This is a genomic window from Lentzea kentuckyensis, assembly GCF_002150765.1.
Lineage (GTDB): Bacteria > Actinomycetota > Actinomycetes > Mycobacteriales > Pseudonocardiaceae > Lentzea > Lentzea kentuckyensis.
This window is the reverse complement of sequence record NZ_MUYM01000036.1, coordinates 1-18,499: the sequence shown is the minus strand read 5'-3', so window position 1 is coordinate 18,499 and position 18,499 is coordinate 1. Positions and strand designations below refer to the sequence as shown.

The following is an 18,499-nucleotide window of genomic DNA, read 5'->3' as shown; positions in this document are numbered from 1 at the left end:
CCTTCCGTTTGTCCTCGTCCACGCGGCATGCGTGTGACACAACCAAGTTGAGGTGACCGATCATGGCCATTGAAGACCTGACCACCGCGAACCCGACCGAGATCGACGCCGAACTCGACCGTCTGAACACTGAGCGCGCAAAGGCGGAGCACACGGTCCGCATGCTCACGAAGCGTCGCCAGGACTGGCTGGAAGCCCACGCGGCCGATCTCGCGGCGGGCCTGGAACCCCAGATTGAGAGCGCTTCTCAGACCGTCATGGAGTGCAAGGTGGCTGCCGGGCCGCTGGAGGATGAGTTCGACCGCCGGGGCGGATGGACTCGCGCATGGCTCGTCCTCAACGCTGGCGGCCATGTGCACCGCACCATGGAGTGCAGGACCTGTTTCGACACCACGAAGTTCGCTTGGCTGACACACCTGTCTGGGCATGATGAAACGGAGATCGTCGAGCTGGCGGGCAAAACCGCGTGCACCGAGTGCTACCCGAGCGCGCCTGTGGAAGTGCGCAACCGACCCAGCCAGATCAAGACCCCGGAGCAGCTCGCGCGGATCGCGGAGAAGGCCGAGCGCGCGAAGGTCAAGGCCGCTAAGGCGATCACGGCGCCTGATGGAACTCCTCTGCGCACCAAGCATGGCGGAGCGATCGCGACCGAGTTCTCTGCTCGCCGCTCCTACACAGGACTCCTCAGCTATGCCAGGTACCTGGCCAAGCGGAACGTGGCGTACCACCGCGACACGATCGCTGAATACCAGGAGGACGCAAGGCTCATCCTGGTCGCGCTCGCGGCGAAGCACGGTCGAACTGAGGACGATCTCCGTGAGGAACTGGCTCCTAAGGTTGAGGCCAGGTGGTTGCGCGAGCACAGCAAGTGGTGACGAGTTGTGCGTGGCGGTGGGCCGACGTCACCGGTCAGCGGCATGTGAGTGCGTCACCAGAGTGCTTAAGGACGCGTGAACGCGATCAACGTCCGGCCCGTGGCTGCTTTTGTCGGTGAACGGATTAGCCTCGACTCGGCTGGTAGGTGATATTCGAGATGAGGCGAGCACAATGCCAGGGCAAGCGAGACGGCACCACGTCGTGTCGAAGTTCTATCTGCGTTACTTCGCGAACGACAACGAGCGGCTCACGACCGTCATGCTCCCCGGCGACCGCAGCTTTCCGCAGAGTATCGGCGACGCGTCCGTTCAGACGGACTTCTACACCGTGATCGACCAAGCGGGACAGCAGAGTGACGCGGCAGAGCGAGCCCTTTCACTTGTGGAAGGTCAGGCGGCTGCGGCGTGGCGGGAAGTAGCGGCAGGGGTATGGCCGCTCGGCGATGAGCATCGAGAGAGCGTGGCTGCGTGGGTCGCGCTCCAACTCCTGCGCGGGAGCAAAGTTCGCAACTCCATGAGTGAGTTGGCGACGCACCACCTCCTGCTGGAAGTGATCCTCGGCGGCCGGACAAGGCTGCGAGAGGCGCTGAGCGCAGCCGGAGAGCCCTGTGACGACGATACGGTGAACCGGGAGTGGGTTGGGTTCTTCAAGAACCCGATTCGCGCAGAAGCACACGCGAACCATCACATGCAGCATCTCGGCACGATGCTGCCTCGAGTCACACAATCACTCCTCGACCGTTGGTGGATTCTGACGGTGTTCGAGCGCAAGGCGCTCGCGACCTCCGACCACCCGGTCTACCTCGTTCCAAACGAGGAGATGATGAGGACAGGTAGAGGGACGGGGATCGAGAATGCGATGGCAATACATATCCCGATGACCCGCCACCACTCGCTTGCCATGTACCTGCCGTCTACTGTGCCGCAAGAACTCGCCGCCATGGGGCGCGATGTTCGCTGGCCGGGTGTCGCCGCCACTGCGCTCTACAGCAACTCTTGCACTGTGAACAGCGCCCGCCGGTTCCTGTTCCATCACCCCGACGATGCACCGCTCACCGGATTCGATCTGCCGCAGCCGCGTGAGCGCGAGGTCGTGGTTCACGCCCAGTTGTGGGGCTGGATCACCGAAGACGACCGCCAGGTGCTCCTGGATGCCGGGTTCGGCCCTGACGACCTCGCCGCACTCTTGGAGTAGCAGCGGCAGAATCAGGGCCCCGCCTCCAGCCCGGACGAAGGGGGCAGCGCCGGTGAAGGACGGGTACGACGCCGGGACCACCAGGCCAATCTTGGAGTTCTCTGCAGGCGGGAAAGTTTTCAAGAGTGGGCGGAAACCACAGCATCAGTGGCGTTGGTCGGGCGGGACGCCGCGAGGTAGTCGTCGCCATCCCATCGATAAGGGCTGATCTGGACGGGTTGGCCGAACGTCGGCGCGTGGATCATCCTGCCCGCGCCGATGTAGAGGCCAACGTGATGGACCTTGTAAGGCGTGCCGTAGAGAACCAGGTCGCCGGGCATGAGCGGCTGTCCAGGCGGAACGAGCGGCCCAGCGTTGTACTGAGCCTGGGTGTGGCGGGGCAGATGGATCCCTGCGGCGGCGTAGGCGGCTGTGGTGAGCCCCGAACAGTCCCAGCCCGTCTCGCCGTTGCCTCCCCACACGTACGGCTCGCCGAGCTGCTCGCACGCGAACTTGATCGCGATGATGGCGGCGCGGTTCGGTGCCTGAACGTTGTTGCAGTCGCCGATGCCAACGAGCGCGTCGCTATACCTCCTCGCCTGTTCGAGCACGTCGTTCACGTACCAGTCCGCATGGTTGTAGGCGAAGATCGCCTTGCGGACGTCCCTCGGCGCTCCGGAGTCGCACAGGTAGTGAGCAGCGGCGTAGATGGCATCGTGCTTGTTCCAGGGCGAGGGCGGGTTGTTGCCTCCGGGCGGAAGCGGGTGTCGCCTTACGACCGCGTCGAACGTGGGCTGAAGAAATTGCATCGGTCCGCGGGCACCCGCGAAGTTCTCGGTTCCGTCGGCGACGCCGGCCAGGGTGCTGCGGCCGTGGTTGCTCTCGATCTTGCCGATGGCTGCGAGGATCGACCAGTCGAGGCCTGGACATGCAGGGGCCGCCGCTCGGTAGAGGGCGAGGTAGTCGGGAGGGATGTCGGCGAGCGCTTCTGAGCTTGGTTGGGTGCTGCTGGCGCCGAAAAAGGCCTTCACGACGGCTTGTCCGATGCCGCCGAGGATCAATGGAAGTGCGAGGACGGCAGCTATTGCGGCGAGAGCGATCTTCACCTGTCACCTCCGGAATTGGCTGGCCGTTGGTGCAGGTGGAAGGGGATCGGGCAGGGCGAGTTCTTGCCGGGCGAGGACCGTCGGCGTTGCGGCGCCAGGTGGTTCTGCGTACGGCCACAGCTGAGCGAGCTCGGCGAGACGAAGCCGGCCGGGGCGTCGCGTCGCCGACTCGGCGACCGGCAACCATCGCGCAGCCGCCGGTGTGTTCTCGCTGACCACGCTTGTCGCCTGCGCGGTGCTGGTCGCGATCGGTACCAGCGTTGGCCGATCCAGCCCTGACAGGACCTTCGCGAGTGTTTTCCGGGCGCTGGCCTCTCGTCGGTTCGTGGGCAGCCACACCAGGACGGGCGTTGTGATTCCCGTTGCCAGAGCGAGCTTTTCGTAGCCGTAGAGCTTGCTCGCGAGCGTGTCTAGGTCCTCGGTGCCGAAGTCGAACTCGAGGAAGAACTCGATCTGGTGCCCGTTCTCGCGCCACCGGCCATAAGCGTCGGGGCGGACCATGTCGCCGAACAGGCGCTTGCAGCGCAGTTCTGACCACCACGCCGTCAGACGTCCATGAGCGCCTGGTTGCCGACTCACGGCAACCAGGCTCGTGAAGATGCCGTTCGTCCCGACGGTGTGGGCCAGCCGCAGCGAGTGAGCGATGCCGATGGCGTCCTCGTGGCGGTAGCCGAGTGCCTTCGGATCGATGCCGTCCTCGTAGGCCAGGGCGACGGCGCCAGCGATGTCGAGCACGTAGTGCATAGGGGCGGTGCCAAGGTCGACGAACGGCTGGAACCGGTCGACGACCCGCCACTTGAACAGGTCGAGCAACCGGTGGTTGGCCGCACGCACGCTTGGATAGCCGAGCTCGACGATCTGGTGGGTCGTGAAGACCTTGTGCTCGTACAGCATCCGGGCCAACCACCGGTCTCGGAAGGTGAGCCGGTTGGCGAGCCGTGCGTGGTGCTCCCCTGTAGTTGCCGCTCGCGGGGTGGGCCGTTTCGGCATGTGGCCGCGCAACGCTCGCTGAGGAGTCGGGTTGGTGATCACAGGTACGCCTTTCGCTATGCAGCGCGACGGGGATCGGTGATAGGCGGCGCGGAATGGTCAGCGGCGTTGTCAGATGAACGCGGACGGGTGTTGACCTTGGCCGCTTTGCGGATCGCCTTTGCGCGCCCAGGTATCGCGGGCGGCAGCTTCTCGGTGATCGCGGTGAACGGAGGGGCCTCTTCACCACCGAGAACGAGCCGTGCCGCAATGTGGAAGACGCCGAGGTTGGAAAGGTCGTGGTCACTCAGTCGAGGCGTGGTGTGCCGGGCCAAGCGCCTGGCGTCCTCTGGTGAGGCGTTGAAGAAGATCTTCGACCTGGCGTTCGTGCTAATGCCTTCTTCCAGCTCCGTCGGAAGCTGGCCGAGGTACTGGTGCGCCAGCGTCATGGAGAGCCGGTAGCCACGTGCCTCGGCCAGCATGTCTTCGAGCGGGTAGGCGAGGTTGAGGAAGTTGTGGCACTCATCGATGTACAAGCTGCAATCGCGACGCTGACGCTGTGGAACGCGAGCTCGGCGGGTGGCCGCCTGCCAGGTGCGTGCCACGATGATCGAGCCGACGAGCCTCGCCGTCTCCATCCCGAGAGCGTCGCGGGCGATGCGTACCAGACAAATGCCGCCGGTGTTGAGCACCTCGTCGATGTCCACCGTGGATTCACCGCCTGCGATGGCGGCGCGGACAAACGGACGCAACAGGAAGCCGCGAACCTTGTTCATCAGCGGTGCGATCACCTGTGCACGGCTGGCCTCGGACAGGTCGTCGTACCAGGTCCAGAAACCCTTCAGGACCTCGTCGCCGATCTGGTCGCAGGCCATCCGGCGGAAGGAGGGCACGGTCAGCAGCTTCGGCAGATCGGCCAGGGTTTGCGTGCCCCGCATCGCGGTCAAGGTCAGCAGTCCGGCACGGAGGATGTCGTCGGTGCGCGGCCCCCACGATGATGCGTAGATCCGCGAGAAGATGCTGACCAGATTGTCGACTGCGCGAGCCTTGTCCTCGCCTTCCAACGGGTTCAGCACTGGCGGCCGGGAGTGCGAGTCGGCGTCGAACAGCACGACTTTCTCGCCGAGCTCTTCGGGCAGGCGCATCAGGATGTCCGTGATGAGGTCGCCCTTGGGATCGATGACGACCACGCCACGGCCGGCTTCGGCGTCCGCCAGGATCAAGCGGGCCATCAGCTCGGACTTGCCGGAGCCGGTGGCGCCGAGGATGTGTAGGTGATGCCGGGCGTCGGCGACGTGCAGGCCGACTGGACGCGAGTGGCCCGAGTCGGACCGTCCCAGAGGCTTGATCTGGTCGCCGGCCGTTGCGATGCCTGGCGGAGGTGGGACTGCCTTCGCGCCTGCTCGCTGGAGTCCTGGCGTGGCGTCGTCGATCGGCAGGTGCGCGATCGCGGCCAGCTCTGGGACCGAGAGCAGGTCGCCCTTGCCGAGCCTGCGTTCGGCCAGCATGGCGACGGGATCACGGCCGAGTCGGACCCGGCGGTAGTAGTTGTGCTCGGAGTAGGCGGCGAACGCTGAGGCGATGGCGTGACCGCGCCCACGGAGGACTTCCCGCACCGCACGAATCTTGCTGGCACTGGAGTTTTCGGTGACGGTGGTGGCCACGGCGTACCGGATGCGGGTCTCGAACGGGTTCGCCCGCAGCTTCTGCACGACAGCGCGGTCCTGGGCCGCATGTTCCAGAGTGGACTGCCGATCCAGGCCTCGTTGGTGCCCGAAGCCTGACGGCTTCGAGGTTCGGCCCGGCGTGATGAGGTCGAGCAGGCGGCCAACGATGTGGACGGATCCGCCGGCGTGCACGCGCCTTGCTGCCCTGCGGGCTTTGGCGACCCGGTGCCCGGCGACCGGACGAGCGAGGATCTGCACACAGGCTCGTTCGTGCGCGCCGAGCCCGACCGGAGCACCCAGCATCGCGCGGATCGGATCGGCTGGATGCTGGGTGCGAATCGGCAGCGCCTCCGATCTCGCGAGCCGCAGCTCGCCACCGACAGCTTCGATGTGCTGCCCTGCAGGTGGGGTGATCGGAATCGGAGGCTTGGCCGGAGTGGTGCGCGTGTGCGCACCGGGCCAGGCGGCTTCGATTGCGCGCTCGACCATGCCGGGCGGCACCACGCCGGGAACCCAAAGGGCGATCTGGACGCCGTCGTCGGTGAAGGTCAACTCGAAGGTGACGTGCGGCTGCCCGGCGAAGCGGCGCAGCCAGCCTGGTCGCAGCAGCCCGACCAGGTTCGACCAGACCGTGATAGCTCCTGCCGGGTCGACGGTTGGAGGAGCGAGCACGGTGATCAGCCGTGCATTGGCCATCAAGCGCGCGTGGTGCCGTCGGAGCCACCAGCGCCGTGCCACCACGACAGCGCAAAGCAGACCTGCGAGCCCAGGCCCGAGGATCGGTCCCCAGGTGAGGGCGGTGTCGCGGAGGTCGTCCAACAGCCTGTGGATCGCGCCGAGCGGATCCCGCAGGTAGTCGCCAACCGGTGAAGTGATCAGCAGGACGGGGTACATGGAGCCTCCTCAGGCTGCCTGCGCCGGTGGACGGGTGTTGTCGACGACGAGCTTCAGGTGACGGCGAGACGTCCGTTCGACATCGACTTCGGCCTGCCACTCGGAGAACCGGCGGCCTGCCAACCGCTTGAGGTAGAAGGGAATGCGGTTCGCAGGCACACCCACCAACCGTGGACCGAGCACTGCCAACAGGTCGCTTGCTTCCTGCGACGTCCACCCGGCAGCCACGATGGCTTCCTCGTTGGGAAAGACGTCGGCGACGCGGTCAACAGCCGGGTCGAGCGCGCCGTCCTGAGTGCCGCCGTACGAGTACACCCACAGGAAGTTCGGCGGCGGATCCGGTTCGACGAGCGCGCGGAATCGCGCAATCTCTTGGTGTAGGCGTAGAAGTTCGTGTCCGGGCGCGCCCTGCAGATGTCCAGCCACGCCTGCAGGTAGAGGTCGGAGAAGAAGTCGCCGGAGTCGTGGATCCGGATCCAGCGGCCGCGGAACTTGGGCGCGTTGAGTTCCGAGAGCATCGCTGACTTCCAGCCGGGCAGGTCGTCCAGGACGTACGTCAGGTTGGCCTCGTGCTTGGCACGTACGACGGGCCAGGTGTAGGTGCCATGGCGGGCGTAGCAGACCTGCGCGCAGATTCCGGCGCTCGGACAGGTGTTGTAGGTGCGGCCGTCAGGCAGCCGACCTGCCCACGCTGGGAGGGACCAGTTCCACACGCCGATCTGGCGCATCTCGCGGTTCTGGGTGAGCAGTCGAGCGGACATGAGCATCCCCAGGTGGCTAGGCGGCGTCGAGGTCGACGAAGGAGTTCTCGAGGTCGGGCGAGGCCTCGGCGTACTCGGCGAGCTCCGCTGGGTCCGACGTGACGAGGTGGTGCTCCACCGGTGAAGCGATGGACTGGAATGCCACCCGTTGCGTGCCGGTGCTCAGCAGCCCTTGACCGCGGTCGGCGGAGAGCAGGAACTGGCGTTCGCCCATCGAGAGGTCGAACGTGCGGGTGATCTCGTCGATCGCCTGGGAGGCCTGGCGCAGCAGGATCTGCGTTGCTGCGTTGGCGACGACCGCCTTGCCGAGGTCGGTGCCCAGCACATCGGCGGTGTCCTGTGTTGCCACCGTGAGGCCGGCCCACTGCTTGCGCGAAGCCTTGGCCATGCGGACCAGGAACTCAGCGCCGGCGGGTTGCTTCATCAACAGCCAGGCCTCGTCGACCACGACCAGGCGTGGTCTGCGGATCGCCGGGTTGGAGACCTGTCGCCAGACCGCGTCGAGCGTCAGCAGGGTGCCGATCGGCTTGAGCTCGTCGGCGAGATCCCGCAGTGAGAAGACGACGAGGTGTCCTTCAGGCCGCGTTGTGGTGGGGCCGGAGAACAATCCGGAGAACGCACCTGTGATGTACGGGTGCAATCGTGCGGCGAGGTCGACTCCGGTGGGATCGCCGCTGTTCGTCAAGGTGTCGGCGAGGTCGGAGAGCAGTGGTGCTGGTCGGGTCCAGGTGCGTGAATCAGAAGTGATGCCAGCGCGCTGGTAGGTCGACGCGACGGCCTTGTCCAGCACGGCGCGTTCGGACGCGGTGAGCTCGCTGTCGAGGAGCACCGAGATGACGGTGTGCAGGAACAGGCTGCGGCGGATGAGCGCGTCTCGAGGTGCGGTGCGTCGGCCGTCTGGCCGGGTGTGGACCGGCAGGTCCATGGGGTTGAGTCGGACGTGCTCGGCACCGAGCTGCACGTACGTACCGCCGACCGCGCCAGCGAGCCGGGAGTATTCGTCTTCAGGGTCGATGACGTGGACTTCGATGCCGCGGTACAGAGACCGCAGCAGTTCCAGCTTCACGAGGTACGACTTGCCTGCACCAGATCGTCCGAGGATCACCGAGTTGTGGTTGTCCAATGCGAACCGGTCGTGGTGCACGAGTCCCTGGCTTCCGATGTTGAAGCCGTACAGCACGCCGCTCGGCGCACCGACCGAAGTCGGGTCCGGTGGTGGCAGATCCGGTGAGGTGAACGGGAATGCCGACGACAGAGCGCTGGTGTCGAAGGTGCGGCGCATGCCGACCAGGTCCAGCCCCATGGGCAGGCTCGTGACCCAGCCTTGCAAGCTGCGGTAGGTCGTCGGCTTGCAGTCCAGGAGCAACGACGCTGCGAGCGACCGGACCGCGGCCACCTCGTCGCCGAGCGAGTCCTCGGTCGCCGCGTGCACGGTCAGGTAGAGGCCGAACCGATAGAGCTTGCCCTCGCCGCGGGCGACTCGTGCTGCCATGTCGTAGGCGTCCTCGGTCGCCGCCTCGACCTGAGGATCGAGCAACCGTCCTTTCTCGCTGGTGTGCCGACGCCCGGACTCCAGTTTCGACAGCTGCTTCTTGAGTCTGTCGGCGGCGGTAACGGGGTCGACAGGTTCGATGTGCAGCGAGACGTCGACCCGGCCGGGGTAGGTGAGCAGGGGCTGGAGCCATCCTGGGTGAACCTCTCGCGGGTAGCCGACGACCGCGAACGACGCGACCCACTCGCCGCCGACTTCCAGGGCTCGGGGATGGACCGACAGGGCGTCCGGCGTGAACGAGCTGGAACTGCTGCGGCGCTTGGCTTTGGTCTTCATGAGGTCCACCTCGGCCCAAGGTCGTTGTTCCAGCACTCGTCCGGAACGCTCGTGATGACTTCGTCCGAACCCGCGAGACCGGAGTTCGGTGGCAGGAAGCTGTCGGGATTGCACGCCGCGGCGAGCACCGCGGTGGCTTGTCCGGTGTCCAGCGGGGTGACCACGATCCCCGACGGCGAGAGCAGCTCGACCGCCTCGCCGAGCCTGCGCATCAGCCTCGCTTCAGCAGCTCGGCGGGCGCCGTCGTCGACCTGATTGGCTGTGACCAGCGGTTCGCGCAGGACCAGAAGCACCTGGCGGCGCAGCAGCTCGGTCGCACGGCCGAGCTGGTCGAGGTACTCGGCGTGCTCGCGCGCGGCCTGTTCCAGAGCGGGATGCGGCAGACCGCCGGCCTGGTCCCTGAGCTCGGCGATCTGCCCGGACAGGTCCAGCCGTTCCGCGCGCACCAACACCTGAACCGGAGCGTTCAGCGAATGCAGGTATCGTCCGAACGACGCGACAAGCGACTCCTGTTCGGCCGGTGTGCGAAGGCTGAAGTTGATGGTCGAGCAGACCGCGACGACGGCAGCACCGTCCTTGCCGAGGTCGATGACGCCGGTGTCGGTGACCGCCTCGGCAGGCAGCCGGAGTTCGGCGGGCTGAGCAGTCGACTGCCGCTCGTCCGATACGTGATCCAGCCACTCGGGCACCTGCAGAACGCCTTCGGGAGCGGACACCCGATGCCGTGGGCTCAGCCGTTGCCGCAGTGCCGCCAGCACCAACCGGTCCAGCGAGATGCCGTCGCGTTGTCCCAGCGCGAGGAACGCCGATGCGATTCCGATCGGAACCGCGACGACCAGGAAAACCGCGGGAGGAACGAGTCCGCGGGTCAACGTGTACGTCCCGTACAACACCATCCCGGTGACAACCAGGATGAGCAGCTGGCGTGCGGTCAGGGGGCCGATTACCCGGTCTTCGCGGTCGACGTCGGCGGGAATCCTCACGGGATGGCTCATTTCTTCTCACCTGCAGGCGCTGGTTTCGGCGCACGGAACAGCGGAGGCGGAACGGAGTGGACGCGCTGACGGGCGTCGCCGATCCGAGGTTCCGGCTGTGCCTGCTGGAACACGGGCGCGGCGGGAGCAGACGTTTGAGGGCGTGGAGGCGTCTGCGGTGCGGGCTTGACCGCTGGCTGGAACCGAAGTTGCGTCGGCACGGACGCCACTCGGATCGGGCGTGCCGGCGGCGGAACGGCACCGCGTCGGCGTGGACCTCCAGCGGCCTGGAACAGCGGTTGCGATCCCGGCCGCGAGCCTCCTCGCGGCCCGGTTGCTACGCGCTCAGGCGCCGAGCTGAACTCCGGCTTCGTCGGCCCTGCAACTGCGGGCACTACCGCGGGTTCATGAACGGTTTGCTGAGGCTGCGGCTGCAGGAACGTCGGCTGCTGGGACGGCACCCGTGTCCGTCGGGCAGCGCGTAGCCGCTCTGCGTCGTATGCCTCCTTGAGGCGCTTGGTGACCACCTCAGGGGTGGAAGGGAAGCGAGGCTGAGGTGGCCACGGAGGATCTGCCGCCGAAGCACGTGCGGTCCCGGCCGAGCGCTTCGCGGCGTGAGCAGCAACGCCGGCGAAACGTCCACCACCTATCAGCGCCATGGCTTTGCCGAAGACGAACGCACGCGCCAGCCCGCCGAGGAACGAACGGCCGCCACCACCGACTTTGACTTGCTGCATCACCCAGGTGGGGATCTTCACCAGGATCCACACCAGCGCGATGAGGACGATCAGGTTGACGATGCCGTCGGAGCTCGGCCTGCCGAAGAAGTTGAAGCCGCCTGGTTGCAAGAAGACCTTCAGCGCGCAGATGAGCGTGAGACTTTGCCCGACCTGTATGCCGAGCACGCCTGCTCCCGCGCGCCAGAACCAGTGGGCCACGCCTTCGGTCTGGGGCAGTCCGTGACACATCAGGGCCAGAGGTGCGCCTGCAATCAGAAGGACCGTGAGCCCGACTCGGACGACGTAGCCGATCAGCAGGCCGATCAACAGGATCGCCAGAGCGAGCGACAGCAGTCCGGCGAAAAGTCCGCCATCGACCAACGACGTGGCCACCAGCGCCACGAGCAATTCGGACAGCGCTCGCCCGGCGCTCTCCGGATCCAACCCGTCTCCGAGCACCGCCAACGAGGCGGCGTTGGCGAACCTGATGGCCTGATCGGCGAGCAACAGGCTGAGGTTCGCCGCGAGAAAGCCGACCACGACTCGTGGCGCGATCTCGCGGATCGAGTGTCGCGTCTGGACGCTCTGGTGACTCATCACCAGGATTCCGGCGACCAACACCAGCAGCGAGTACACGGCGACAACGAGCAGCCGCGACTGCTCCCAGATCTCGCCGATGCGGGGCAACTGGTCGAGCGTCGGAGTGGACAGCAAGGTGTCGCCGAGCAACCGGAGCAACCAGTTCAGCGACTCGCCGACCAACATGTTCACGAACGAGCTGAAACCGTCGCGCACACACGCGCTCAGGTCGGTGATGCCGCACTCGGAGTCAGCCTTTCCCGGTTGCGGCACGTTGACGCTTGGCGGCGGAGACGTCGTAGACGGTGGTGACGGAGACGGCGTCGGGGGAGTGGTCGGCTGCGCGACGGCGGTGGCCGTCGCGAGGCCGAGCAACACGGCGACGATGCTGAGCAACAAGGCCACACGCCAGCGCCGCAGCCGGAACGTGGACGGGGTGCCGGCGGCCATTGGTCAGGCCCCCACGATCCCTTTGAGGATCTCCACGACGAGTGGCGCGAGCGCCGCGAGGCCGTAGCCCCAAGCCGCGGACTTGAAGCACTCCTTGGCCTTCTCCTGTTCGCCGGGATCGCCGCCACCGACGACGCGTCGGACGCCGCCGATGGTCAGGAACACGGTCGCGAGGCCCGCGAGAATGCCCATGATCCAGTTCCGGATGTTGTTGAGGACGTCGCCGACGGACCCGGCCAGGGCGATGGCCGAGGTGTCGGCGTGAGCCGTCGAGGCTGACGTGAGCAGCGCGATGGCGACGAGTTGGACGAGCAGTACGCGCGCCTGTCGGTGCGAGCGTGTCGGCGCGGTGGATCGTTCGATCAGGCGCATCGGGGCACCTCCGAAGACGGGGCTGAACGCGGGTCTGTCCCGCAGCCCTGAACTCCGGATTTCGCGTCCGGTTTGGACACGCGCGCAGCGGACTTCTCTTCCGCTTCGGTCTCGGTGCCGTCATCACGCAGGTACGCGACGAGCCGGACTTCGGCGCGCTTGCGAGCCTTGTAGACCGCCCACTCGCTCACCTCGTGCGCCGCTGCCCAGTCGCGGACGGACACCTCTTCCAGCCGGGTCGCACCGATGAGCGCGGCTTCGGTCTGAGTCAGGACTCCGTCGCGAACGGCGCGGGCGAGGACGAGGTCCGGGTGTCCCCAAGGCGCGTGTGGTGGAGCGGAACGGAACCCCTGCGCGACCGGAATCGGACTCGCTAGCGCTTCGGTGACCGCGTCGTACCCGGACCGGTAAGCCGCCCAGCGGAGTCGCAGCATGATTCGTGGCGGATGCAGGTCGATGGTCGCCAGCGCGGCGAGGAAGCCGCGCAGAACTTCGGCATGCACGTCAGCCGGATCGCCGGCGAACCGAGCGGACAGCGTGGCCGCGACGGAGGTCAGCGCGGGCAACGCGACCCCGACCGCGGCGACCGTCCAGGTGGCTCCTTCAGTGCGGGAGCGCAGCACCAGGTGCGCCCACACCGCGTCCTTCGTCGACTGAGAACAACTGCGTGCAAGCAGGTGGTCGCGGACCTCGTCCAGCGGGAGTTCGCGGTTCGGCAGTCCCTCGAAGTCGCGACCGTCGAGCGACACTGGATGCGGTCCGGTGACCAGCCAGGTGAAGGTGTCGCGGGCGATGTCCAGCGAGTTGGACGTGTAGTCGTCGCTGCTGCGAATGACAGATTTCGGTGCCATGACGTGGCTCCTGTGGTGTCGATGCGGAAACAACGACGCCATGACGCCACGGTCGGTACCACGCAAATACCACGGCGCTGCTAATTGCTGACTAGAAGGTCGCGGAATGCTACTAATATTTGGCTAGATTGCTCGACTTCTCCGCGACGAAGGTTTCGGCCAGCACCTGCGGTCAGCGCTGGCTCTGATAGTCAATCATGGCTTGACCAGCAGATTTGGTCCGCTGCTAGTTCGGTTCTAGTAGCGATGTGCCTCGGTGTGTGGCGGATCTGGGCGCTGTCCTGATTCGCGTGAATCTCGTCGGGTTCGACTGTCCAAAATCCGCGTGGATAGCGGAGTTAAGGCGTGTCACAACCTGGGATCGCTCGGCAAAGGAGATAGGCGATGATTTCGGCTCGCAACTCCCAAGTGCGCAGACCATCGCTACGTCGCGGTGGACGTTCCGCTCGACCGGCGCAGCCGAACACCATCTGGCCATGCGGCCAGGATGACCTCTGCGAAGGCACCGGTTTGCTGGCCAACTGGTTGCTGACCGCGGTCGCCAAGACCGTGACGACCTACACGCAACCGGGTCAACGCGTGCTCCTGCTCCAGCCAGCGCCGCACCTCACGTCGTCGGTGACATCGGTCCGTAGGCAGTCCGAGCTTGGTCCTTACGCCGGACTCCATGAGGCGGGCTGGACCGTCGTCCGACTCGGCCGCAGCGTTCAGACGCACACGGCTATCGCGCCTAGCGCTGAGCAACACGATGTCGGACCGGTCGACTCTGAATCCACACCGGACCGCTACGACCTCGTACTCGCCGCGGCCGATCCGAGCATGCTCGACTGGTTCTGCCCGTCCAATTGGGTCGACATGCTCGATCCCGCTGGCACCTTGGCCGTCATCACTCGCGGTGCTCGCTCCGGTGGCCGATTCATCGACCCCGCAGAGCGGTTGGTGCGCGCCGCACACGATGCGGGACTGCGCTACCTCGACCGGATCGCGCTGCTGCGTGTACCTCTTCGGGAGCTCCAGCGCGCTGCCGTAGGGCCGGTCTGGCACTCCCAGGTACACGACGACCTTCTCGTGTTTGGACGGTCGCCCAGCCCGGCTGCCCTTGCTGAGCCGGGAGGCGACCGTCGATGAATGACAGCGCCACGTCGGTGTGGCTTACAGGGCAGCGCGGACCGCGTGCACAGTTGCGTGAGGCCGGTTGTGTACTCGGCACCGAGTTCGACAGCGAGCGCGTTCCACCTGCCACCGCCGCTCACGCGATTGCCGCATACACGCGCCCAGGCGACCTCGTACTCGACCCCAACTGCGGCGCGGGCACCGTCTTGACTGAAGCGCTGCGCGCCGGTCGGCACGCGCTCGGACTCACGGCCCGCAAGCAGTGGTGGACTCTCGCCAGAGCCAACGTCACCGCCACGAAGGCAGCCGGCGCCTGGTGCGACGGCTCCGTTCTCGAAGCTCGGCCGAAGATGCTCGCGACGATCCGAGCAGCTGGGTTGATCGGGCGGGTCGGACTCGTTCTGATGTCACTGCGCACAGGTCCGGATAGCGCTCGCGCCGAGTCCGCCATCGGTGAGCTCGCCAGGACGATGAGGTACTGCGAACCGTTGTTGCGCCCAGGCGGGTACGTCGTCATCGTGGCACGCCCTCGCCGCAGCCCAGACGGTGCGCTGATCGACCTGACCACCCCGCTCATCGGTGCAGGAAGCAACGCCGGGCTTGTACCGGTCGAGCGCTGCATCGCACTCACCGCAGACGTGCGTGGGGATCGTGTCGCGACACGCACTTCGGCTGCCGAGCGCCGAGCAGTTTCTCGCGCCCGAGGCGCAGGTCTGCTGCGGGCGGTCAATGCACATGATGAGGTGCTTGCCTTCCAGCTCGCCCACGACGCCGAACTCGCGGTCGCGGGCGCTGTCGACTGGAGGCTGGCTTCAGAGGAAGCTGCTCGCACCGCCGTCAGCGGTGTCGAGTGCTCCGGGCGGGCGCGAGCGGCATGAGCGTCAACCAGCGTGAGCTACTCCTTCGCTCCGATGACGAACGGGAGAAGCGCGAGGTGAATCTCCCTGGTCAGGTCACCGGACGCATGCAGCACGAAGTCATGGCGCTCGTCGTTCGCGTGCTTGCCTTTCCTCTTGTAGTTCGGATGTTCCTCGACCTTGGCCACGGCTTTCGCCATGACGGAGGTGACGTCGGCGTCGCGGATGAAGAGGAGCAGTGCTGCCTTGGTATCGCGCCACACCAGGTAGCCGAGAAGCTGCTCGAGCGCGTCCGGGATCGTCTTCGGGCCCTTCCAGAACTTGCACTCACCGATGAACACGTTGCGGTCGTCGACTCGGATGAGGATGTCGGTCTTGCCGGCACCGTTGAAGACCTCGCCGGCGGCCGCACCCTCGAACTGCGCGTTGAGACCGATGAGAAGAACGTCTCGAACCTGCTCCTCAAGAAGGTGACGTGCTGTCGATGGGCTGCGTTCCAATGCGCTGCGCATGTGGTGCAGGACTGTCAGCGTCGCCTCGTAGTCCTTGAACAGGAGTGTCGGCTCAGGTCCGTCACCTTCGCCGGTCGGCTTACCTACGCCGGCTTCGAAGTTGACTTGCCGACGCCGGATCGGCACCGCGTGGGCATTGGCGTCTTCGCGTTGGCTGATCGGGAACCCGATGCTCGCTTGGAGTTCGCGATCTGCGAGCAACTTGGCTCTTCGTTCGGCGACAAGCCGGGGCAGTTCCGCTTCGACCATGCTTCGGTGGTTGGCAATGTCGGACTCAGCGTCGGCGAGGAGCTCACGAATCCTGTTGAGCTGGTCGTCGAAGGCGGCACGCATCGCAGTGGCGTCTTGATCGGCAGAGCGGTCTGTGACAACACGGAGTTCGGAAGGTTCGAGGACTGCTTGGGGCGCATCAGCGGACCCCGAGGTGGGTGTCAGCTGGAAGACCCGGTAGTCGCCGTCGAACGGAACAGTCAACGTGAATTGTGTGACTGCGACATCTCTCGCCCCGTTGATGTCCTGGATGTGCTGGATGACCTCGATCGGGTCGTAGCGATCGAAGCGAGGCTCTCGAAGAGTTGGACACTCGAACGCTGCCGAACTGATCAACTGGCCGACGACATCGGCGTCGGTGGCGTTCAAGAGAGCGCGAGGCGAGAGCCTGCCTATCCACTGGCTTATGTCCCGCCACAGCTGGTCGAGTTCGTCTCGAAGCGGTCGATCCGCGAACAACGGCGATGGCGCCTTCATGCAGGCATTGTGCCCTGCAGTGCAGGCCCCAAGGGGTACTGGCAGGTCTGTGTGGCGGTGTTGGTTCGGGGCAGAGGTACCCCGACGATTTCACCCAGAATGGTGAGCGGCATTCGTAGAATTGTTGATCATGGGTTCGTCGGTGCTAGCGTCGAACGGCCGGGCAGATGACAGAGGCGAGCGACGACCCGATGCGCGTAGACGTACCGAGCGATCCGCCCATATTGAACCCGGATGCCGCTGCCGCGCTTCTGCGACTCGTGCTCAACGTGGCGGCTCGACGAGATGGCGCCGCATCCCAATGTCCGTTGGCGCCGGGGAAGGAGAAGGCGTCGTGATGAAGCGGTTCGCGTTCGCGGGACGAGTGTCCACCGAGGACCAGCAGGACCCGGAGGCGTCGCGGAACTGGCAGCTGGGGCGGGCGCGCGGGCTGATCGAACGGCACGGCGAGATCGTCGTCGAGTTCTTTGACGTGGGGCAGTCCCGGTCGATTCCGTGGAAGCGGCGGCCCGAGGCAGCGAAGCTGCTGGAGTTGCTGAAGGACCCGGACCGCGGCTTCGACGCCGTGGTGATCGGTGAGCCGCAACGCGCGTTCTACGGCAATCAGTACGGACTGACCTATCCGGTGTTCGCGCACTACGGCGTTGAGCTCTGGGTGCCCGAGGTCGGCGGGCCGATCGACCCGGAGTCCGAGGCGCACGACCTCATCATGTCGGTGTTCGGCGGCATGTCGAAGGGGGAGCGGAGCCGCATCAAGATTCGCGTGCGGTCAGCGATGGCTGCACAAGCGCAGGTCGAGGGCAGGTTCCTCGGAGGCCGTCCGCCGTACGGCTACCAGATCATCGACCTCGGTCCCCATCCGAACCCAGCGAAGGCTGCGGACGGCAAGCGGCTCCACGGGTTGGCGCCAGATCCGATCACGGCACCCGTGGTTGCCCGGATCTTCCGCGAGTACCTCGGTGGGTACGGCATCTTCTCCATTGCGCAGCGGCTCACCAACGAGGGTGTGCTGTGCCCGTCCGCTTACGACCGGAAGCGGAACTTGCACCGGTCCGGCATCGCATGGTCGAAGGGCGCGGTGCGCGCGATCTTGGTCAACCCGCGCTACACGGGCCACGAGGTGTGGAACAAGCAGCGGAAGCAGGAGTCGCTGATCGACGTCGACGACGTCGCGCTCGGCCACGAGACCAAGATGAAGTGGAATGGCAAGGAGAAGTGGGTCTTCTCGGACAAGCCGGTGCACGACGCGCTGGTGTCGAAGACTGACTTCGAACTGGTGGGCGCTCGGCTCGCATCTCGAGGGCCGAAGTCGACCGGTCGAGCCGTCGCGCGGAAGGTGCACGGCTACGCGCTGAAGGGCCTGGTCTTCCATGAGTCGTGCGAGCGGCGGATGCAGGGCACGTGGAATCACGGCAGCCCGTACTACCGCTGCCGATTCCCGAACGAGTACGCCATTGCGAACCAGATCGAGCATGGACTGAGCGTCTACTTGCGCGAGGACGAACTCACCAAGCCGCTCGACAAATGGTTGTCGCAGGTCTTCGACCCGGCGCGGGTGGAGCACTCGCTGACCGCGATGGCAGATGCACAACCAGATGCTCAACGAGACGCAGCTCCGGCAAACGCGGAGATTCAGCGGGGCCTCGAGGAATGCCGCAAGAAACTGGCACGGCACCGTGCGGCGCTCGAGGCGGGTGCCGATCCGGTGCTCGTAGCCGGGTGGAGTCGCGAGGTGCAGAGCGAGCAGGCGCTGCTGGAAGGCAGACTCGCGGCGCTTGGCGCGAAGGCGGCTGCGACCGAACGGATGCGGCCCGCGGAGATCAAGGAACTCGTCGGCAACCTAGGTGGCCTGCTGAAGGTCCTCAACGCCGCCGAGAGGGACGACAAGCTCGACGTCTATCGGAAGCTCGGCGTGAAATTGACCTACAACGACAAAACACGGGTGGTTCTGGTCGAATCTCAACCTGAACCACCCGTGGGCGTACTGTTTGTGTCCGAGGGGGGACTTGAACCCCCACCCCCTTTCGGGGACTAGCACCTCAAGCTAGCGC

At 65.9% G+C, this 18,499-nt stretch carries 14 protein-coding genes and 1 pseudogene; 5 read left to right on the top strand and 10 right to left on the bottom strand.

The window, feature by feature from the left end:
- Nucleotides 1–62: 62 nt before the first annotated feature.
- A complete protein-coding gene (locus B0F77_RS18455; RefSeq protein ID WP_086664159.1) occupies nt 63–875 on the top strand; it encodes a hypothetical protein in 813 nt (270 codons plus the stop codon).
- Nucleotides 876–1,077: 202 nt separating this feature from the next.
- The gene (locus B0F77_RS18450) at nt 1,078–2,070 is read left to right on the top strand and encodes a DUF4238 domain-containing protein (RefSeq protein ID WP_158102741.1); all 993 of its coding nucleotides are present in this window, start codon (nt 1,078–1,080) and stop codon (nt 2,068–2,070) included.
- A gap of 119 nt (nt 2,071–2,189) precedes the next feature.
- Here the strand turns inward: B0F77_RS18450 and B0F77_RS18445 are convergent, their stop codons facing one another.
- From B0F77_RS18445 to B0F77_RS18405, 9 genes and pseudogenes are all read right to left on the bottom strand, one after another.
- Nucleotides 2,190–3,155: a C40 family peptidase gene (locus B0F77_RS18445; RefSeq protein ID WP_086664157.1), complete on the bottom strand. Its 966-nt coding sequence runs from the start codon at nt 3,153–3,155 to the stop codon at nt 2,190–2,192.
- Between the two features lie 3 nt (nt 3,156–3,158).
- Nucleotides 3,159–4,187 (bottom strand): replication-relaxation family protein, encoded by a 1,029-nt coding sequence (locus B0F77_RS18440; protein WP_086664156.1) that lies wholly within the window; start codon nt 4,185–4,187, stop codon nt 3,159–3,161.
- A 14-nt stretch (nt 4,188–4,201) separates the two neighbouring features.
- The gene (locus B0F77_RS18435) at nt 4,202–6,685 is read right to left on the bottom strand and encodes a DUF8128 domain-containing protein (protein ID WP_086664155.1); all 2,484 of its coding nucleotides are present in this window, start codon (nt 6,683–6,685) and stop codon (nt 4,202–4,204) included.
- A gap of 9 nt (nt 6,686–6,694) precedes the next feature.
- Nucleotides 6,695–7,452 (bottom strand): annotated as a pseudogene (locus B0F77_RS50890) (GP88 family protein).
- 10 nt (nt 7,453–7,462) lie between these two features.
- Complete coding sequence (locus tag B0F77_RS18425; RefSeq protein WP_086664268.1) at nt 7,463–9,274, bottom strand: VirB4 family type IV secretion system protein; 1,812 nt, start codon at nt 9,272–9,274, stop codon at nt 7,463–7,465.
- Nucleotides 9,271–10,269 carry a PrgI family protein gene (locus B0F77_RS18420; protein WP_086664154.1) on the bottom strand — a complete coding sequence of 333 codons (999 nt, stop codon included), beginning with the start codon at nt 10,267–10,269 and terminating at the stop codon, nt 9,271–9,273. The genes B0F77_RS18425 and B0F77_RS18420 overlap by 4 nt, the downstream gene beginning before the upstream one ends.
- Nucleotides 10,266–11,996: a TrbL/VirB6 family protein gene (locus B0F77_RS18415; protein ID WP_086664153.1), complete on the bottom strand. Its 1,731-nt coding sequence runs from the start codon at nt 11,994–11,996 to the stop codon at nt 10,266–10,268. Before B0F77_RS18415 ends, B0F77_RS18420 begins: the two co-directional genes overlap by 4 nt.
- A 3-nt stretch (nt 11,997–11,999) precedes the next feature.
- Nucleotides 12,000–12,368, bottom strand: a complete 369-nt coding sequence (locus B0F77_RS18410) for a pilin (RefSeq protein WP_143466799.1) — start codon at nt 12,366–12,368, stop codon at nt 12,000–12,002.
- A complete protein-coding gene (locus B0F77_RS18405; RefSeq protein WP_086664152.1) occupies nt 12,359–13,219 on the bottom strand; it encodes a hypothetical protein in 861 nt (286 codons plus the stop codon). The genes B0F77_RS18410 and B0F77_RS18405 overlap by 10 nt, the downstream gene beginning before the upstream one ends.
- Before the next feature lie 384 nt (nt 13,220–13,603).
- On the opposite strand from B0F77_RS18405, the gene B0F77_RS18400 reads away from it, so the two are divergent.
- Both B0F77_RS18400 and B0F77_RS18395 read left to right on the top strand, forming a co-directional pair.
- The gene (locus tag B0F77_RS18400; protein ID WP_143466798.1) at nt 13,604–14,347 is read left to right on the top strand and encodes a hypothetical protein; all 744 of its coding nucleotides are present in this window, start codon (nt 13,604–13,606) and stop codon (nt 14,345–14,347) included.
- The gene (locus B0F77_RS18395; RefSeq protein WP_086664150.1) at nt 14,344–15,210 is read left to right on the top strand and encodes a DNA methyltransferase; all 867 of its coding nucleotides are present in this window, start codon (nt 14,344–14,346) and stop codon (nt 15,208–15,210) included. The genes B0F77_RS18400 and B0F77_RS18395 overlap by 4 nt, the downstream gene beginning before the upstream one ends.
- 17 nt (nt 15,211–15,227) lie before the next feature.
- Here the strand turns inward: B0F77_RS18395 and B0F77_RS18390 are convergent, their stop codons facing one another.
- Nucleotides 15,228–16,448 (bottom strand): hypothetical protein, encoded by a 1,221-nt coding sequence (locus tag B0F77_RS18390; protein ID WP_143466797.1) that lies wholly within the window; start codon nt 16,446–16,448, stop codon nt 15,228–15,230.
- Between the two features lie 364 nt (nt 16,449–16,812).
- Here B0F77_RS18390 and B0F77_RS18385 point away from each other — a divergent pair, with 364 nt between their 5' ends.
- Complete coding sequence (locus B0F77_RS18385; protein WP_211293863.1) at nt 16,813–18,483, top strand: recombinase family protein; 1,671 nt, start codon at nt 16,813–16,815, stop codon at nt 18,481–18,483.
- The last annotated feature ends 16 nt before the right edge of the window (nt 18,484–18,499 follow it).

Excerpts from the sequence above, each read along its gene's own strand:
- B0F77_RS18455 (WP_086664159.1), top strand. The coding sequence starts at position 63 with ATGGCCATTGAAGACCTGACCACCGCGAACCCGACCGAGATCGACGCC.
- B0F77_RS18435 (WP_086664155.1), bottom strand. The coding sequence starts at position 6,685 with ATGTACCCCGTCCTGCTGATCACTTCACCGGTTGGCGACTACCTGCGG.
- B0F77_RS18425 (WP_086664268.1), bottom strand. The coding sequence starts at position 9,274 with ATGAAGACCAAAGCCAAGCGCCGCAGCAGTTCCAGCTCGTTCACGCCG.
- B0F77_RS18420 (WP_086664154.1), bottom strand. The coding sequence starts at position 10,269 with ATGAGCCATCCCGTGAGGATTCCCGCCGACGTCGACCGCGAAGACCGG.
- B0F77_RS18415 (WP_086664153.1), bottom strand. The coding sequence starts at position 11,996 with ATGGCCGCCGGCACCCCGTCCACGTTCCGGCTGCGGCGCTGGCGTGTG.
- B0F77_RS18410 (WP_143466799.1), bottom strand. The coding sequence starts at position 12,368 with ATGCGCCTGATCGAACGATCCACCGCGCCGACACGCTCGCACCGACAG.
- B0F77_RS18405 (WP_086664152.1), bottom strand. The coding sequence starts at position 13,219 with ATGGCACCGAAATCTGTCATTCGCAGCAGCGACGACTACACGTCCAAC.
- B0F77_RS18400 (WP_143466798.1), top strand. The coding sequence starts at position 13,604 with ATGATTTCGGCTCGCAACTCCCAAGTGCGCAGACCATCGCTACGTCGC.
- B0F77_RS18395 (WP_086664150.1), top strand. The coding sequence starts at position 14,344 with ATGAATGACAGCGCCACGTCGGTGTGGCTTACAGGGCAGCGCGGACCG.
- B0F77_RS18390 (WP_143466797.1), bottom strand. The coding sequence starts at position 16,448 with ATGAAGGCGCCATCGCCGTTGTTCGCGGATCGACCGCTTCGAGACGAA.